Source organism: Lentzea sp., assembly GCF_035525475.1.
GTDB lineage: Bacteria > Actinomycetota > Actinomycetes > Mycobacteriales > Pseudonocardiaceae > Lentzea.
The window spans coordinates 1-15,216 of sequence record NZ_DATLEC010000203.1; the positions used below are offsets into that span (position 1 = coordinate 1).

Here is a 15,216-nt window from a genome sequence, read left to right on the forward strand (position 1 = left end):
GCTGCTCGACCGCACCCCCGGCCTGCGGGAGCGCGCCGAACGCGGCGACGTCCTCTTCGGCACCATCGAGAGCTGGCTGATCTGGAACCTCACCGGCGGCGCCGAGGGCGGCGTGCACGTCACCGACGTCACCAACGCCTCGCGCACCATGCTGATGAACCTGCGCACCCTGTCCTGGGACGCCGAGCTGCTGGAGTTCTTCGACGTCCCGCGGGCGATGCTGCCGGAGATCCGGTCGTCGACCGAGGTGTACGGCACCACCAGCCGCGTCGTGCCCGGCATCCGGATCGCCGCGGCGCTCGGCGACCAGCAGGCCGCGCTGTTCGGCCAGACCTGCTTCGGGGCCGGCGAGGGCAAGTGCACGTACGGCACGGGCGCGTTCCTGCTGGTCAACACGGGCGACAAGCCGGTGCGCAGCCAGAACGGCCTGCTCACCACCGTCGGCTACAAGATCGGCGACGAACCCGCCGCGTACGCGCTGGAAGGCGCGATCGCGGTGACGGGCGCGCTGGTGCAGTGGTTCCGCGACAAGGTCGGCCTGATCTCGTCGGCGGCGGAGATCGAGACGCTGGCGCGCACGGTCGACGACAACGGCGGCGCGTACTTCGTGCCCGCGTTCTCCGGACTGTTCGCGCCGCACTGGCGGAGCGACGCGCGTGGCGTGATCGCGGGCCTGACGGGCTACATCTCGCGCGGACACCTCGCACGGGCCGTGCTGGAGGCGTCGGCGTGGCAGACCAAAGAGGTCGTGGACGCGATGAACGCCGACTCCGGTGTGGACCTCACGACGTTGCGGGTCGACGGCGGCATGACGGCCAACAACCTGCTCATGCAATTCCTCTCGGACGTGCTCGACGTGCCGGTGGTGCGCCCGATCGTCGCCGAGACGACGTGCCTCGGCGCGGCGTACGCGGCCGGCCTCGCGGTGGGCTACTGGCCCGGCGCGGACGCGCTGAAGACCAACTGGCACAAGGCGGCCGAATGGGAGCCGTCGATGGAACCGGCCGCTCGCGACAGGGGCTACCGGAAGTGGAAGAAGGCGGTCGACCGGACCGTCGGGTGGATGGACGAGGACGATGACTGATCTTTCTTCTGGCCTGGACCAGCGGGCACGCGCCCGCGAAGAGCTGCAGCACGGCAAGTTCGACGTCGTCGTGGTCGGTGGCGGCATCCTGGGCATCTCCACCGCGTGGGCCGCGGCCCGCTCCGGCCTGCGGGTCGCGCTGGTGGAGAGCGGTGACTTCGCGGGCGCCACCTCGTCCGCGTCGTCGAAGCTCGTGCACGGCGGCCTGCGCTACCTCGCGATGGGCCCGTCGGCCGTGCCGATGGTGCACGAGAACCACAAGGAACGGCGCGCGCTGGGCGACCACCTGGCCCCGCACCTGGTGCGCCCGCTGCCGTTCCTCGTCCCCGTCTACAAGGGCGGCCCGCACAGCCGGTTCGTGCTCGGCGCGGGCGTCACGCTGTACTCCGCGCTGTCGGGCTTCGGCGACGGCATGGGGAAGGTGCTGTCGGCGCGCAGGGCAGCTGAGTGGGTGCCTGACCTGCGCGCCGACGGTCTGCGCGGCGCCGCGATGTACTACGACCACCAGATGAACGACAGCCGCGTGGCGATCACCGCCGCCCGCGCCGCCGCCGAGGCCGGCGCCGTGCTGCTCAACCACATCTCGGTCGTGGGCCTGCGCAAGACCGGATCCCGCGTCACGGGCGTGGACCTGCGCGACCCGCAGGGCGAGTTCGGGGTGGACGCCCGCGTGGTCGTCAACGCGACCGGCCCGTGGCTGGACGTGCTGCGGCGCATGGAGGACCCCGCCGCCGACCCGTCGATCCGCCTGTCGAAGGGCTCGCACCTGGTGCTGCGGCAGTCGTCGGAGTGGAAGGCCGCGCTGACGATCCCCGTCGACGACGTGCGCGTGTCGTTCGCGATCCCGTGGGAGGGCCACCTCCTGCTCGGCACCACGGACGAGGCGTACGACGGCGATCCCGCCGCCGTCGCGTGCACCGCGGCCGACATCGACCAGATCCTCGGTGAGGCCGGCACGGCGGTGTCCGGACTGGACCGGTCCCGCATCGCGTACACGTTCGCGGGACTGAGGGTCCTGCCCGGCGGCCCCGGCGACACCTCGCACGCCAAGCGCGAGACGGTGATCACCGCCGGGTCCGGCGGCATGATCAGCGTGGCCGGTGGCAAGTGGACGACGTTCCGCAAGATCGGCGCCACCGTGCTGGCCCGCGTGAACTCCGAGCTCGGCCGCACGTTCGACGGCCCGCTGGACGGCATCGCGCTGCCCGGCTCCGCCTCCCCGGAGACCGTCGGTTCCGTGCTGGGCCACGCGTTCGGCGCACTGCCCGACGACGTGGTCCGCCACCTCGCCACGCACTACGGCACGACGTCGCACGAGGTCGTCGCCCTCGGCCTGGAGAACCCGGCGCTGCTGGAGCGGGTGCACCCCGACGGCCCGGACATCTGGGCCCAGGTCGAGCACGCCCGCCGCACCGAGTGGGCGTCCGAAGTGGACGACGTGCTGCGCCGCCGCACGACCGTGATGGTCCGCGGCCTGGACTCCCCCGAGGTGCGGTCGCGGGTGTCCGAGCTGCTCGCCTCCTGATCGTCGCCGTGGGCGGCCGCATCCCGGCCGCCCACGGCCTCCCGCACGCCGACGGCTCCGTCACCGGTTGTGCGGCAACGGCTTGCGCGCTTTCTCTCGCCACCTGGCCGACGCGGCCAGGTGGCGAGTTCGTCGTCAGCGGTACGGGTCGGTGATCTCGCCGAGCATCTCCAGCGCCTCCCGCAGCCGCGCCATCCGCCGCTTGCCGAGGTGCCGTTCCCACTCCGCCTCGATCCTGGCCAGCTCCGCGTTCGCGACGGGGACGGCGTCCAGCGCCTTCGCGGTGACGCGCACCAGCCGCGCCCTGCCGTCCGCCGGGTCGGGCACCCGTTCCACGTAGCCCGCCTTCTCCAGCTGGTCCACCAGGAACCCCGCGGTCTGCTTGGTCACCTGCGCCGCCTCCGCCAGCGCGGTCAGCCGCGTTCCCTCCGGGCCGATGCGCATGAGCACCCGCTGCTGGGCCTGCGTCACGTCGAAGCCCGCCGCGTTGACCGCCGCCAGGACGCGGTTCTCCACGTCGCGGTTCGGGATGAAGAGCAGCAGACCGATGTTCACCGCGAGCCCCCTTGTGATTAGTCAGATACCCTGACTAAAGTAGTCAGCCTCTCGAACCAGATCAAGGGAGGTTCGCGATGGACGAGACGCGGATCTGGCAGACGATCGACTCCGAGCGCGCGGCGACGGCGGACCTGCTCGCCGGCCTCACCGACGCGCAGTGGACCCACCCGTCGCTGTGCGACGGCTGGACGGTGCGCGAGGTCGCCGCGCACCTGTCGCTGGCGCCGCGGATGAGGGTTCGCGACGCCCTCGGCGCGTTCGTCAGGGCGCGCGGGAGCTTCAACCGCATGATCGACCAGACGGCGCGTGCCGAGGCGCGCAGACCCACCGGCGAGCTCGTCGCGGAACTGCGCGGCATCGTCGGGTCGCGCAAGCTCGCGCCCAGCCAGACGCTCGGGAACGCCCTGATGGACGTCATGGTCCACTCGCAGGACATCGCGCTGCCGCTCGGCATCGAACGTCACATGCCGGTCGACGCCGCCGTCGTGGCCGCGGACGACCTCTGGCGGATCGGCTTCCCGTTCCACGCCCGCCGTCGGCTCGCCGGACACAGGCTCGTCGCCACCGACGCCGACTGGTCGGCAGGAGAAGGCGCCGAGATCAGCGGCCCGATCGAGGCCCTGGTGATGGTGCTGGCCGGGCGCACCGCGACGATCCCGCGGCTCAGCGGCATCACGGCCTGATCCGGCGGATCACCCTGCGGCGCACGTGGACGCGCTCGAACCGTTGGCGCATCTCGGTTTCCCGCTCGATCCTGACGTCCAGGACGGCGCCGACGGGCTCCAGCCCGTGCTTCGCGCTCAGCACGGTGCCCACCTCGGCCGCTGACGCGTGCACGCGCAGGTGCCTCTCGGTCTCCACGAACCCGAGGCGCTCGAACCAGGCCAACGCCGGGTCGTCCTGCACCCACGCCTCGAGCGTGCGCACGCCACACCGTTCCAACCGCCGCAACGCCTGCTCCAGCAATGCGGACGCGAGCCCGCGCCGTTGGTGGTCCGGATGCACGGCCACCGCGTCGATGACGGCTTCCGCGCCGGGCACCGACACGTCCAGCAGCCCGATGACGACGTTGTCGCCGGCAGCGACCAGCTCCAGGTCGGTGCGATGCCGGACCTGCCACACGTCGTGGTGGCTGGTGCCGAGCAACCCGAGCACCCGGCAGCGCAGCCACGACGGCTCGTCCGCGGTCTCGTAATCCCTGATGTCCGCCAGCGGACCGGGCTCCCGCTCCTCCGGCACCTCGGACCCGCGCGAGGCCCCCAGCAGGCTCAGTCCCCCAGTTCGACCCCGTGCGGCGTCGACCACTTCTCCCCCAACCCGCTCCCGCCGGACGTCGTCGGCCACCACCCAGGGTTCCTGAAGTCGGAGCCGCTCGCACCCAGGTTTCGCCGTCACCGTTTGCCAGGAACATACTCAGTATGCATACTCGGTAGGTATGTCGGTCAAACACGGTCTGCTCGCGCTGCTGGAGCGCGGGCCCATGTACGGCTACCAGCTGCGGGCGGCGTTCGACTCCGCCACCGGCGGCACGTGGCCGTTGAACATCGGGCAGGTCTACACGACGTTGGCGCGCCTCGAGCGCGACGACCTGGTCGCCGCGCTGCCCGAGAACGAGGGGCAGCGCCCCTACGAGATCACCCCGCACGGCCGTGACGAGCTCAAGAAGTGGTTCACGACGCCGGTGCGGCGCGGCGACCGGCCGCGCGACGAGGTGGCGATCAAGCTCGCCCTCGCGATCACCACGCCGGGCGTCGACGTCGCCAAGGTCGTGATGACCCAGCGGACCTCGACCATGCGCACGCTGCAGGAGTACACGCGGCTCAAGACCCAGCCCGGCGACCTGCCCTGGCTGCTCGTGCTCGACGCGATGATCTTCCAGGCCGAGGCGGAGCTGCGCTGGCTCGACCACTGCGAGGCGAGCTTGCTGCGCTACGAGCCGACGCCCGCGCACCAGACGAGCCCCGAGCCCACCTCTGCCGAGGTGTCGGGGTGACCGTCCTCGAACTGCGCGACGTCCGCCGCGTCCACGGCGCGGGCGAGACCTCGGTCAACGCCCTCGACGGCGTCTCGCTCGCCGTCGAGCCCGGTGAGCTCGTCGCCGTGATGGGCCCGTCCGGCTCCGGCAAGTCGACGCTGCTGAACCTCTGCGGCGGTCTCGACAGCCCCACCAGCGGCACTGTGCTGGTCGACGGCACGAGCCTGCAGTCGTTGTCCCGCAAGCAGCTCGCCGCCTGGCGCCGCAAGCGGATCGGCTACGTCTTCCAGGACCTCAACCTGATCGCGAGCCTCACCGCCGCCGAGAACGTGGCGCTCCCCCTCGACCTCGACGGTGTCCGCGGGTCGCGCCGCCAGGCCGAGACGGCGCTGTCCGAGGTGGGCCTCGACGGCTTCGCCGACCGGTTCCCCGACGAGATGTCCGGCGGCCAGCAGCAACGCGTCGCCATCGCCCGCGCCCTGATCGGCGAACGCCGCCTCGTCCTCGCCGACGAACCCACCGGCGCCCTCGACTCCCGCACCGGGGAGACGGTCCTGCGCCTGCTGAGGTCCAAGGTGGACGGTGGAGCCGCCGCCGTCCTCGTCACGCACGACGCCCGCCACGCCGCCTGGGCCGACCGGGTCGTCTTCCTGCGCGACGGCGTCGTGGTGGACGTGTCGCAGCGCGACCAGCCAGAAGAACTGCTGAGCACGCCGTGAACGGGTGGCGCGCAGCACTGCGCATCGCCTGGCGCGAGGCCCGTCGTTCCCGAGTCCGCTCGGCCCTCGTCGTGGCCATGATCCTCGTCCCGGTGGCCGCCCTGTCGTTCGCGGCGGTGGTCTACGACTCGACCACCCTGACCCCGGACGAGGACGCCTCCCGCCACATGGGCGCCACCGAGGCCATGATCAGGTGGCCGCACAGCGGTCCGGTGATGCAGCAGCCAGACCAGCTCTTCGCCGTCCCAACGGGCAAGCAGGAGGGCCCCGCCCCGTCGGAGGAGGGCCTGAAGGCGCTCCTGCCCGGCGCCCAGCTGGTCCCCGTCCAGAACGCCGGCGTCACCCTCCGCACCACCGCCGGCCTCGGCCGGGCGAACGTCCGCATGGTCGACCTGACGAACCCGCTGACCAACGGAATGATCACCGTCCTGGAGGGCCGAGCCGCCACCAGCACCACCGAGGTGGCCCTCTCCCAGACGGCGCTGAACCGCACCGGCGCCCGCATAGGCGGCACGGTCACCACAGAAGACGGCCGCGCCTTCACCGTCGTCGGCGTCGTCGAGGAACCCGGCGCCCTGGAGAACACCACGGTCGTCGCGCTGCCGGGAGCGTTCCCCGGCGCCGACCAGATCTGGCTCGTGACGACCCCTCTCGACTGGGCGAAGGTCAAGGAGCTCAACAGGTCCGGCGTGGTCGCGCTCTCCAGGACCGTCCTGCGACACCCGCCGTCCGCCGCCGAGCGCTACAGCCAGCTCGGCGAACCGGACGAGCTCCGCGCCGAGGTCCTGGCCCTCATCGCGGGCCTGGCCGTCCTGGAGATGGCCCTGCTGGCAGGATCCGCCCTGGCCGTGGGCGCCCGCCGCCGCAAACGCGACCTGGCCCTGATCGCTGCGGTGGGCGGCTCCCCGTCCCACGTGCGCCGCGTAGTCCTCGCCGACGGCGTGGTGGTCGGCGTCCTAGCGGCCCTGGGAGGCGTGGCACTGGGCACGCTGGCCGCCGTGGCGGGCCGCCCGGTGATCGAGTGGTCCCTGGAGGAACGCTTCGGCGCCCAGCGCTTCTACCCCACCGCCCTGGCCACGCTCGCACTACTGGCCCTGGTGACCGGCGTGCTGGCAGCAGTGGTCCCGGCGTGGATCTCCTCCCGCCAGGACGTGGTGACGGCCCTGGCAGGCCGCCGCGGCATCACCCGCTCCCGCCGCCGCTGGCTGCTCCTGGGCCTGGGACTGGTCGCGACAGGCCTGGCGGTCGGCACCTTCAGCGCGTTCCGCATCGAGGTTGCGGGCATCCTCGCGGCCCTGATCCTGACCGAGGTGGGCCTGGTCCTCTGCACCCCGGCCCTGCTGGGCCTGCTGGCCCAAGCGGGCCGCTGGTTGCCGGTGGCCCTGCGCATCGCCCTGCGCGACGCCTCCCGCAACCGAACAGCGGCCGCCCCGGCCATCTCAGCCGTGATGGCAGCGGTGATCGGCGCCGTGGCCGTGAGCGTGATCCTGACCTCCCAAGCACAACAGGAGGCAGACCAACTGGCGGGCAACATGGGCGACGTCTCCGTCTACGCCAAGGACAACCTCACGAAGGAGGCCAAAACCTCTCTCCCACCCTCGGTCGCCACCGCACTCCGCAACACCATGCCCACCGCCGAGGTCCACGAGATCAAACTCCTGGCCTGCGACGGCGCCGCCTGCATGGCCCACGTCCGCCCGCCGGCGGGCCACGAGTGCCCGTACTCCCTGGACGTCCTGGAAAGACAACCGACGAAGGCAGAACAACAGTCGGCCCTCCAGGACCACCGCTGCGACAACGTGGGCCAAGCCCACCGCTACTTCGGCGCCTTCATCTCCCCGAACGGCTTCCTGGCCATCACCACCCCGGACGCCGCAGCCACAATCCTCAAGCTCCCCCAGCCCGACGCGGCAACAGCGAAACGCGCCATGCAAGAAGGCAAGGTGGTGGTCAACACCCCGAACCTGGTCCAGGACGGCACAGTCCTCATCTCGGCCCGAGCACACTCGGCAACCACCCAGGCCCAGGCCGAGGCCGTCCCGCGAACCACAGCACCACTGGCCCTGATGACCGAGGAGACAGCACGAGCCCTGGGCTTCAAGGCCGAAAGCTTCTCCATGTACGCCACCACGACCCGCATGCCCACCACAGCAGAACAGGACGCGCTGACAGCAGCCCTGGCAGGCGAGTACGAGGTGCACGTGGACCGTCCACAAGAAACAGCGACCCAACGAGCCCTGGGAATCCTGGGCCTGGTGGCAGGCCTCATCACCTTGGCAGCGGCAGCCCTGGCCACAGGCTTGGCGGCAGCGGACGGCCGCAAGGACCTGACCACCCTGGCAGCAGTAGGCGCCACCCCCACCCTGCGCACACTCCTGTCGCTGAGCCAAGCAGGCGTGATCGCCGGGCTGGGCGGCGTCCTGGGCACAGCGACAGGCGTCGGCTCAGCCCTGGCACTACTGGCGGCGTTCAACGTCGGCTACGCCGAAACCTGGCCAAGCCAACCCCTCAACCCCTTGACCATCCCCTGGCCGAACGTCCTGACCTCACTACTGGTCATCCCGGCAGTGGCCATGCTGGGCGCGGCCCTCTTCACCCGTTCCCGCCTCCCGATAGAACGCCGCGAATAGGCTGCACCCCATGACCACCTTCGCAATCGCGCACGGAGGGGGCGACGTGGGCTGGTCGTGGCACCTGGTAGCAGAAGCGCTGGAAGCCAAGGGCCACACCGCCATCGCCCCGGACCTCCCCATCGAAGACGAGTCGAAGGACCTGACGGACTGGGCCACAACCCTGGTAGAGGCCCTTCCGTCCACTGAGGACGTGGTAGTCGTAGGCCACTCCTTCGGAGGCTTCACAGCCCCACTGGCAGCACAACGCCTGAACGCCTCGGCCCTGGTCTACGTAACAGCGATGATCCCCAGCCCAGGCGAGCCTCCGGCAGACTGGTGGACCAACACGGGCTACGAGGACTCAGGCCTGGACGACAAGTTCTGGCACGACGTCCCACCGGCCCTGGCGGCAGAAGCGAGAAAACGAGAACGCGGCATGTCAGAAACCGCAATGACGCAACCCTGGCCACTAGAAGCAATGCCAGACGTACCAACGCACGTAATCCTGTGCACAGAAGACCGCTTCTTCACCCAGGACTTCATGCGAGAAGTAGTAGCAACCCGCCTGCCAGGCACAGAACCAGTGGAACTGAAGGCGGGCCACTGCGCATCACTGAGCAAGCCGAAGGAGCTGGCAGAGCTGCTGGCGCACTACGCCAGGTAACGCGAAGCCGAAGGCGAGCCGTCCACATGACCGGGGACGAACGCGAAGGGCCCTCGGGAGAAATCCCGAGGGCCCTGAGCACACGAACCAAGCCACCTACTTGGACTCGTCGTCCCCGGAAGGCAACTCGACATCCTCAACAGGCTTCCCGTCCTTCACAGGAGCAGGCATCAAAGCATCCAAAGCCGCCCCAGCGATCCGCCGGAAGGCCCGCCGAGGCCGAGCCCTCTCCAGCACCGCCACCTCGAGCTTCCCGGCAGGAAGCAACTCGGAGATAGAAGTCCCGGTAGAAGAAGACCCAGCCGACAAAGCCTTGATAGCAACAGAAACAGCCTCGGGCAACGTCAACCCGTCGGCAAAGGCGTCCTTCAAAGCCGTGTTGGCGGCATCCACGGTGCCACCCATCACGATGTACTGGGGCTCGTCCACGATGGACCCGTCGTAGGTCAACCGGTACAACGTGTCCGACGCGGCCGTGTCCCCGACCTCAGCCACGCAGATCTCCACCTCGAAGGGCTTGATCTGCTCGGTGAAGTAGGTGCCCAGCGTGGTCGCGTACACGTTCGCGAGAGAGCGGGAGGTGACGTCGCGCGGGTCGTTCTGGTACCCGCGCACGTCGGCGAACCGGATCCCGGCCTGCCGCAGGTTCTCGAACTCGCTGTAGCGCCCCACGGCCGCGAAGCCGATGCGGTCGTAGATCTCCGAGACCTTGTGCAGCGTGCTCGAGGGATTCTCCGCGACGAACAGAATGCCGTCGGCGTACTTCAGCACGATGACGCTCCGACCCCTGCCGATGCCCTTGCGGGCGTACTCGGAGCGGTCGCGCATCACCTGCTCTGCCGATGCGTACAGCGGCATCGTCATGGGTGGTGCTCCTGACGTCGAACCTGTGGGGGACTCAGCCTGCGGGGCGGGACCTGCGGCCCTCGACGACCGCGTCGGCGATCGTCTGGATCTGCGACTCCGGCACCTCGACGGCGCCGTCGTCGCCGTTGATCGTGACCACGATCGGGTACAGGCGGCGGACCGGGTCCGGTCCACCCGTCGCCGAGTCGTCGTCCGCCGCGTCGTACAGCGCCTCGATGACCGCGCGGATGGCGCCCTCCGCGTCCGCGTCCGGGTCGTAGAGCTTCTTGAGCGCGGACTTCGCGAAGAGCGAGCCGGAGCCGACGGCCTGGTAGCCCTGCGACTCCTCGTAGCGGCCACCGGTGACGTCGTAGGACACGATGCGGCCCGCCCGCTCGGGGTCGGCCGCGCTCGTGTCGTAGCCCGCGAACAGGGGCACCACGGCGAGGCCGGCCATGGCCGCGTCGAGGTTGCCCCTGATCATGGCCGACAGGCGGTTCGCCTTGCCGTCGAGCGACAGCGGCACGCCCTCGATCTTCTCGTAGTGCCGCAGCTCGACCGCGTACAGGCGCACGATCTCGATCGCGATGCCCGCCGTCCCCGCGATGCCGACGGCCGAGTGGTCGTCGGTCACGAAGACCTTCTTCATGTCGCGCTGGGCGATGACGTTGCCCATGGTCGCGCGCCGGTCACCGGCGATCACGACTCCGCCCTTGTACGTGGCGGCCACGATCGTCGTCCCGTGCGGGGCCTGGACGACCCCCTCCGGGAGCTTCCGGCTGCTGGGCAGCATGTCGGGTGCCTGCGCCCGCAGGAAGTCCGTGAACGACGACGAGCCCGGCGTGAGGTACGCCGCCGGCAGCGCCGCGGCCGGGTAACGCCCGGTCGAGCTGTTGTCCATGTGTTGGTTGTTCTCCCGTCCCCGAGTTGGTCAACAGGCCCCCCGAGGGCCTACTGACCACCCTTTTGCACGTATGCGCGGACGAAGTCCTCCGCGTTCTCCTCGAGCACGTCGTCGATCTCGTCGAGGATCGCGTCCACGTCCTCGCCGAGCTTCTCGCGGCGTTCCTGACCGGCTCCGGCGGCGTCGTCCGCACCGTCGTCGCCGTCGCCACCGCCCTGGCGCTGCTTCTGTTCCTGGGACATCTCGGCCTCCCACTGACTCGCCTGACAAGAACACTACCCAGCGGCACCGACAAAATCCCTGAGCCACTCGGGTAGACGATCACCCGCGGGTCAGTGCGTCCACCAGCTGCTCGGCGGTGTCCGATGCCTCCAACAGCGCTCCGACGTGCGCTTTCGTCCCCCGGAGGGGTTCCAGCGTCGGAATCCGCACGAGTGATTCCCGACCGAGGTCGAAGATCACCGAGTCCCACGACGCGGCCGCGACCGCGGACGGGTAGCGCTCCAGGCACCGGCCGCGGAAGTACGCACGCGTGTCCTCGGGCGGCGCGGTGATGGCCGCGCGGACCTCCTCCTCGCTGACCAGGCGCTTCATCGAGCCGCGCGCGACCAGGCGGTTGTAGAGGCCCTTGTCCAGGCGGACGTCGGAGTACTGCAGGTCGACCAGGTTGAGCCGCGCCGAGCCCCACGCGAGGCCGTCGCGCTGCCGGTAGCCCTCGAGCAGCCGCAGCTTCGCGACCCAGTCGAGCCGGTCGGCGCACAGCGAGGGGTCCTTCGCCAGGTCGTTCAGCACCTCGCCCCACACGCGCAGGACGTCGCGGTCGCCGACGCCCTCCTTCTCGACGAACGCCGTGGCGCGCTCGTGGTAGGCGAACTGCAGGTCGAGGCCGGTGAACTTGCGGCCGCCGGTCAGCTCGACCTTGGTCTTGAGCGTCGGGTCGTGGCTGATGCGGTGCACCGCGCGCACCGGGTCGACCAGGCGCAGGTCGTCGAACCGCTGCCCGGCCTCGATCATGTCCAGCACCAGCGAGGTGGTGCCGACCTTGAGGTACGTGGAGTACTCGGCGAGGTTGGCGTCGCCGATGATGACGTGCAGGCGGCGGTACTTGTCCGCGTCCGCGTGCGGCTCGTCGCGCGTGTTGATGATGCCGCGCTTCAGCGTCGTCTCGAGGCCGACCTCGACCTCGATGTAGTCGGCGCGCTGCGAGAGCTGGTAGCCGGCCTCCTCGCCGGACGGGCCGATGCCCACGCGGCCGGACCCGGTGATGACCTGGCGCGACACGAAGAACGGCGTCAGGCCCGCGATCACGGCCGTGAACGGCGTGGACCGCTGCATCAGGTAGTTCTCGTGCGTGCCGTACGACGCGCCCTTGCCGTCGACGTTGTTCTTGTACAGCTGCAGGCGGGGCTGGCCGGGCACGGTGGCGGCCTTGAGTGCGGCCTCCTCCATCACCCGCTCCCCCGCCTTGTCCCAGATCACGGCGTCACGCGCGTTGGTGACCTCGGGAGCCGAGTACTCGGGGTGCGCGTGGTCGACGTAGAGCCGCGCGCCGTTGGTGAGGATGACGTTGGCCGCGCCGAGGTCCTCGACGTCGGAGTCGGCGGGGTGCCCGCCGGGGCTGCCCAGGTCGAACCCGCGCGCGTCGCGCAGGGGTGACTCCACCTCGTAGTCCCACCGGGCACGCCTGGCGCGCGGTATGTCCGCCGCCGCCGCGTACGCGAGCACCACCTGTGTCGAAGTGAGCACCGGGTTCGCGGTCGCGTCACCCGGCACTGAGATGCCGTACTCGACCTCGGTTCCCATGATCCGCCGCATGCGCAACACCTTATGACCTGAACCCGACATCAGCGTGAGGGGAGCTTCACGATGAAGCTCCCCTCAGCCTATTCACCCCGACGCCAGTCCTGCCGCAGGTCGGATCCTCGAAGCGCCGCGAGAAGGCCCGAAAGCGGCCAGAACGGCGAGCGCGACGACCGCCACCGCGCCTATGACCAGCGGCAACACCACCGATGCGGTCGGGAGCACCAGTGGGATCCCAACGGACAAGATCGCGATCACCGCGTACCCGAACCCGAGCGCGCCACCGCCGATGACCCCCACGAGGGCCAGCATGACCGCTTCAGCGATCACCCCGCCCTGCAGCCCGCCTCGAGTGACGCCCAAGGCCCGCCTCAGCGCGAGCTCCTTGCGGCGTTCCTGGACAGAGATCGTCAGCGCCGTGCCGATGCCCGTCACGGCGACCGCCACGGACAGCCCGAGCAGCACCATCATCAGCACGGTGCCCAGGTGCATGTACCGGTCGGCCTCCGCACGTTCGTCGGCGTCGGTCTGCACGATGACCGTCGGGTTGTTCGGCAGCGCGGCCTGCAAACCCGTGCGGAACCGCGCCGGGTCCGTTCCCGGCTTCAGCGCGACCAGCACCTTCTCCGCCGGTCCCGAGGTCAGGCCGCCGATGATCGGCGTGTAGGCGGTGAGGGTGCCGGGCACGGTCCCGACGACCTCGTACCGCTTGCCGCCGGACTCGACGAACGGCTTCTCCTCCCAGTGCGTCGGCACGATGGCGGTCCCGGCGGTGAACTGCTCGGCTCCGGCCACGTTCTGCGCCCTGAGCCACGTCTTGAACTCCTCCGGGTCGGCGCCCGACCCGTTCTCGGCCTTGTGCAGCACGACGCTGGCGGCCACGCCGTCCTGCGCGGGGATCGGCGGCAGCGGCCGCTCCCCGGCGTCGACCACGGTGGCGTCGGGGCGTTCCTCGTTGGCGAACGAGTACGTCATCTCCTGCGCGGTGCCGAGCAGGACCAGGAAGAACGTCACCATCGAGCTGGCCAGCAGCAACGGCAGCGCGACCGACGCGGACCGCTGCGGCATCCTGCGGACCTCGGCGCCGGCGAGCTTCCACTGCGTCCAACGAGTACCGCCGATCTTGCCGAACAGCCGCGCGATGAACGGCACCGTGATCGGGCCGAGGATCCAGAACAGCCCCGTCACCGCGGCGATGGCGGAGAACGTGACCGCGAGCGGCGCCACCGACGAGCCCTTGGCCGCGACGGCCCCCAGCGCGAGCACAGCCGCGCCACTGGTGAACAAAAGACCAAACACGAGCCGAAGACGACGCACGGACCGTGTCGGCACCTCGTTCTCGGCGTCACGCAACGCGGCGAGGGGCGACACACGTGCGGCGTTGAGCGCGGGTCGAACAGCGGCAACGACCGAGAGCACCGCGGCGACGACGACTCCGAGGATCACGTACCCGAGCGACGGCAGCAGGGCGGGGCTGAGCTCGACGGCGCCGAACAGCACGGAGATGCCGGTGACGTCGAACGTCCTGGCGAGGATCCACGCCATCGGCCCGCCGAGCAACGCACCACCGACACCCGCCACCACACCCGTCAGCAGGGCCTCGAACAAGCTCCTGCGCACCAACGGCCCGCGCTGGGCACCGATGCACCGCAGCAACGCCGTCTGACGCTGACGTTGCGCATAGACCGCACGGAACGTGGCGGCGGCGACGAACACCGCGGTCGCCAACGCGAGGATGCTGAACGGCAGGAGGACGAACGTCAGGTCGTCGCCGACCTTGTCGGCGTCCGGAGCCGGGTCCCACACGACGTAGGAGGCACCCGCGGCGGCCTTGACGGCGTCACGAGCGCCACCGATCACCCAGATCTGCTTGGTGAACGGCTGCGGGTCGAGCTTGCGCGCGAGGTCGGGGCCGGCGACCAGGACCGGTTGCGCGTCGATCCCGCCCTTCTTCATGACACCGGTGACGGTGACGGTCAACGGCTTCCCGTCGGCGGCGGCGAGCGAGACCTCGTCACCGGGCTTGAGGCCGCGTTCGTACGCGGTGATCTTGTCGACGGCGATCTCGCCGTCGGCGGCGGGCTGCGTGCCCTCCGCCAGCGGCCAGCGCACGAGGTCCGGCTGCTGGACGTTCACCTCGGCCCGGTGCTGCCCCGCGCGGCCGTTCGAGTCGAGCAGGTCCGCCTGCGCGATCTGCACCGGCACCGCCCTGCCGACGCCCGAGAGCTTGGCGAGCACCGCGTCGTCGAGCTTCGGGCGGTTCTCCTCGGCGACGGGATCGCTGTCGTAGGGTTGGGGCTTGACCTCGACCACGTGTCCCACGGAGGACGGTGTGAGCGGTGCGCCCTCGTCGACCGACCTGCCGAGCGCGTCGCTCAGCACCAGGGCGGCCAGCAGGCAGGCCACGCCGACGACGAGCGCGACGCCCGGAAGCAGCGCGCGGCCCGGCCGGGCGCGGAACTCGGCGATGCCGAGCCGCAGGGAAGTGGACACGAATCCTCCTCGGTGACGTCTGACGGTCACGAAGGT

Annotated in this window: 14 protein-coding genes; 7 read left to right on the forward strand and 7 right to left on the reverse strand. The window is 70.4% G+C overall.

All coding sequences use genetic code 11. From position 1 onward, the window contains the following. Positions 1 to 1,084: glycerol kinase GlpK (locus VM306_RS31445; protein ID WP_325521389.1), on the forward strand; the 1,084-nt coding region annotated here is incomplete at its 5' end. Further along, a complete protein-coding gene (locus VM306_RS31450) occupies positions 1,077 to 2,609 on the forward strand; it encodes a glycerol-3-phosphate dehydrogenase/oxidase (RefSeq protein WP_325521390.1) in 1,533 nt (510 codons plus the stop codon). The genes VM306_RS31445 and VM306_RS31450, both read left to right, overlap by 8 nt. A 135-nt stretch (positions 2,610 to 2,744) precedes the next feature. On the opposite strand, the gene VM306_RS31455 is transcribed toward VM306_RS31450, so the two are convergent. Beyond that, a complete protein-coding gene (locus VM306_RS31455) occupies positions 2,745 to 3,164 on the reverse strand; it encodes a MarR family winged helix-turn-helix transcriptional regulator (RefSeq protein ID WP_325521391.1) in 420 nt (139 codons plus the stop codon). A 77-nt stretch (positions 3,165 to 3,241) separates the two neighbouring features. Between VM306_RS31455 and VM306_RS31460 the strand changes: the two genes are divergently transcribed. Continuing rightward, on the forward strand, positions 3,242 to 3,850 hold the full coding sequence (locus VM306_RS31460) for a maleylpyruvate isomerase family mycothiol-dependent enzyme (protein ID WP_325521392.1): 609 nt from the start codon (positions 3,242 to 3,244) through the stop codon (positions 3,848 to 3,850). On the opposite strand, the gene VM306_RS31465 is transcribed toward VM306_RS31460, so the two are convergent. Further along, positions 3,840 to 4,514: a GNAT family N-acetyltransferase gene (locus VM306_RS31465; protein ID WP_325521393.1), complete on the reverse strand. Its 675-nt coding sequence runs from the start codon at positions 4,512 to 4,514 to the stop codon at positions 3,840 to 3,842. The two genes, VM306_RS31460 and VM306_RS31465, sit on opposite strands and share 11 nt — an antisense overlap. 88 nt (positions 4,515 to 4,602) lie before the next feature. On the opposite strand from VM306_RS31465, the gene VM306_RS31470 reads away from it, so the two are divergent. The 4 genes from VM306_RS31470 to VM306_RS31485 are packed head-to-tail and all read left to right on the forward strand — an operon-like array spanning position 4,603 to position 9,137. Continuing rightward, positions 4,603 to 5,160: a PadR family transcriptional regulator gene (locus VM306_RS31470; RefSeq protein WP_325521394.1), complete on the forward strand. Its 558-nt coding sequence runs from the start codon at positions 4,603 to 4,605 to the stop codon at positions 5,158 to 5,160. Beyond that, complete coding sequence (locus VM306_RS31475) at positions 5,157 to 5,861, forward strand: ABC transporter ATP-binding protein (protein WP_325521395.1); 705 nt, start codon at positions 5,157 to 5,159, stop codon at positions 5,859 to 5,861. Before VM306_RS31470 ends, VM306_RS31475 begins: the two co-directional genes overlap by 4 nt. Beyond that, the gene (locus VM306_RS31480; RefSeq protein ID WP_325521396.1) at positions 5,858 to 8,491 is read left to right on the forward strand and encodes an FtsX-like permease family protein; all 2,634 of its coding nucleotides are present in this window, start codon (positions 5,858 to 5,860) and stop codon (positions 8,489 to 8,491) included. The genes VM306_RS31475 and VM306_RS31480 overlap by 4 nt, the downstream gene beginning before the upstream one ends. 10 nt (positions 8,492 to 8,501) lie before the next feature. Further along, on the forward strand, positions 8,502 to 9,137 hold the full coding sequence (locus tag VM306_RS31485; RefSeq protein WP_325521397.1) for an alpha/beta hydrolase: 636 nt from the start codon (positions 8,502 to 8,504) through the stop codon (positions 9,135 to 9,137). 96 nt (positions 9,138 to 9,233) lie between these two features. Here VM306_RS31485 and prcA read toward each other — a convergent pair whose 3' ends face one another. The 5 genes from prcA to VM306_RS31510 all read right to left on the reverse strand — a co-directional run bounded on the left by prcA (position 9,234) and on the right by VM306_RS31510 (position 15,180). After that, entirely contained in the window at positions 9,234 to 10,001 is a 768-nt protein-coding gene (gene prcA / locus VM306_RS31490) for a proteasome subunit alpha (protein WP_325521398.1), read from the reverse strand. A gap of 34 nt (positions 10,002 to 10,035) precedes the next feature. Continuing rightward, a complete protein-coding gene (gene prcB, locus VM306_RS31495) occupies positions 10,036 to 10,884 on the reverse strand; it encodes a proteasome subunit beta (protein WP_325521399.1) in 849 nt (282 codons plus the stop codon). Between the two features lie 50 nt (positions 10,885 to 10,934). Next, positions 10,935 to 11,129: a ubiquitin-like protein Pup gene (locus VM306_RS31500; RefSeq protein ID WP_030471529.1), complete on the reverse strand. Its 195-nt coding sequence runs from the start codon at positions 11,127 to 11,129 to the stop codon at positions 10,935 to 10,937. Between the two features lie 79 nt (positions 11,130 to 11,208). Beyond that, the gene (gene dop, locus VM306_RS31505) at positions 11,209 to 12,702 is read right to left on the reverse strand and encodes a depupylase/deamidase Dop (RefSeq protein WP_325521400.1); all 1,494 of its coding nucleotides are present in this window, start codon (positions 12,700 to 12,702) and stop codon (positions 11,209 to 11,211) included. Between the two features lie 72 nt (positions 12,703 to 12,774). Beyond that, a complete protein-coding gene (locus tag VM306_RS31510) occupies positions 12,775 to 15,180 on the reverse strand; it encodes an FtsX-like permease family protein (RefSeq protein ID WP_325521401.1) in 2,406 nt (801 codons plus the stop codon). Positions 15,181 to 15,216: the final 36 nt, after the last annotated feature.

Bases quoted from the DNA above. Each gene is read 5' to 3' on its own strand.
- prcA (WP_325521398.1), bottom strand. From the start codon at position 10,001: ATGACGATGCCGCTGTACGCATCGGCAGAGCAGGTGATGCGCGACCGC.
- VM306_RS31470 (WP_325521394.1), top strand. From the start codon at position 4,603: ATGTCGGTCAAACACGGTCTGCTCGCGCTGCTGGAGCGCGGGCCCATG.
- VM306_RS31450 (WP_325521390.1), top strand. From the start codon at position 1,077: ATGACTGATCTTTCTTCTGGCCTGGACCAGCGGGCACGCGCCCGCGAA.
- VM306_RS31485 (WP_325521397.1), top strand. From the start codon at position 8,502: ATGACCACCTTCGCAATCGCGCACGGAGGGGGCGACGTGGGCTGGTCG.
- VM306_RS31460 (WP_325521392.1), top strand. From the start codon at position 3,242: ATGGACGAGACGCGGATCTGGCAGACGATCGACTCCGAGCGCGCGGCG.
- dop (WP_325521400.1), bottom strand. From the start codon at position 12,702: ATGCGGCGGATCATGGGAACCGAGGTCGAGTACGGCATCTCAGTGCCG.
- prcB (WP_325521399.1), bottom strand. From the start codon at position 10,884: ATGGACAACAGCTCGACCGGGCGTTACCCGGCCGCGGCGCTGCCGGCG.
- VM306_RS31500 (WP_030471529.1), bottom strand. From the start codon at position 11,129: ATGTCCCAGGAACAGAAGCAGCGCCAGGGCGGTGGCGACGGCGACGAC.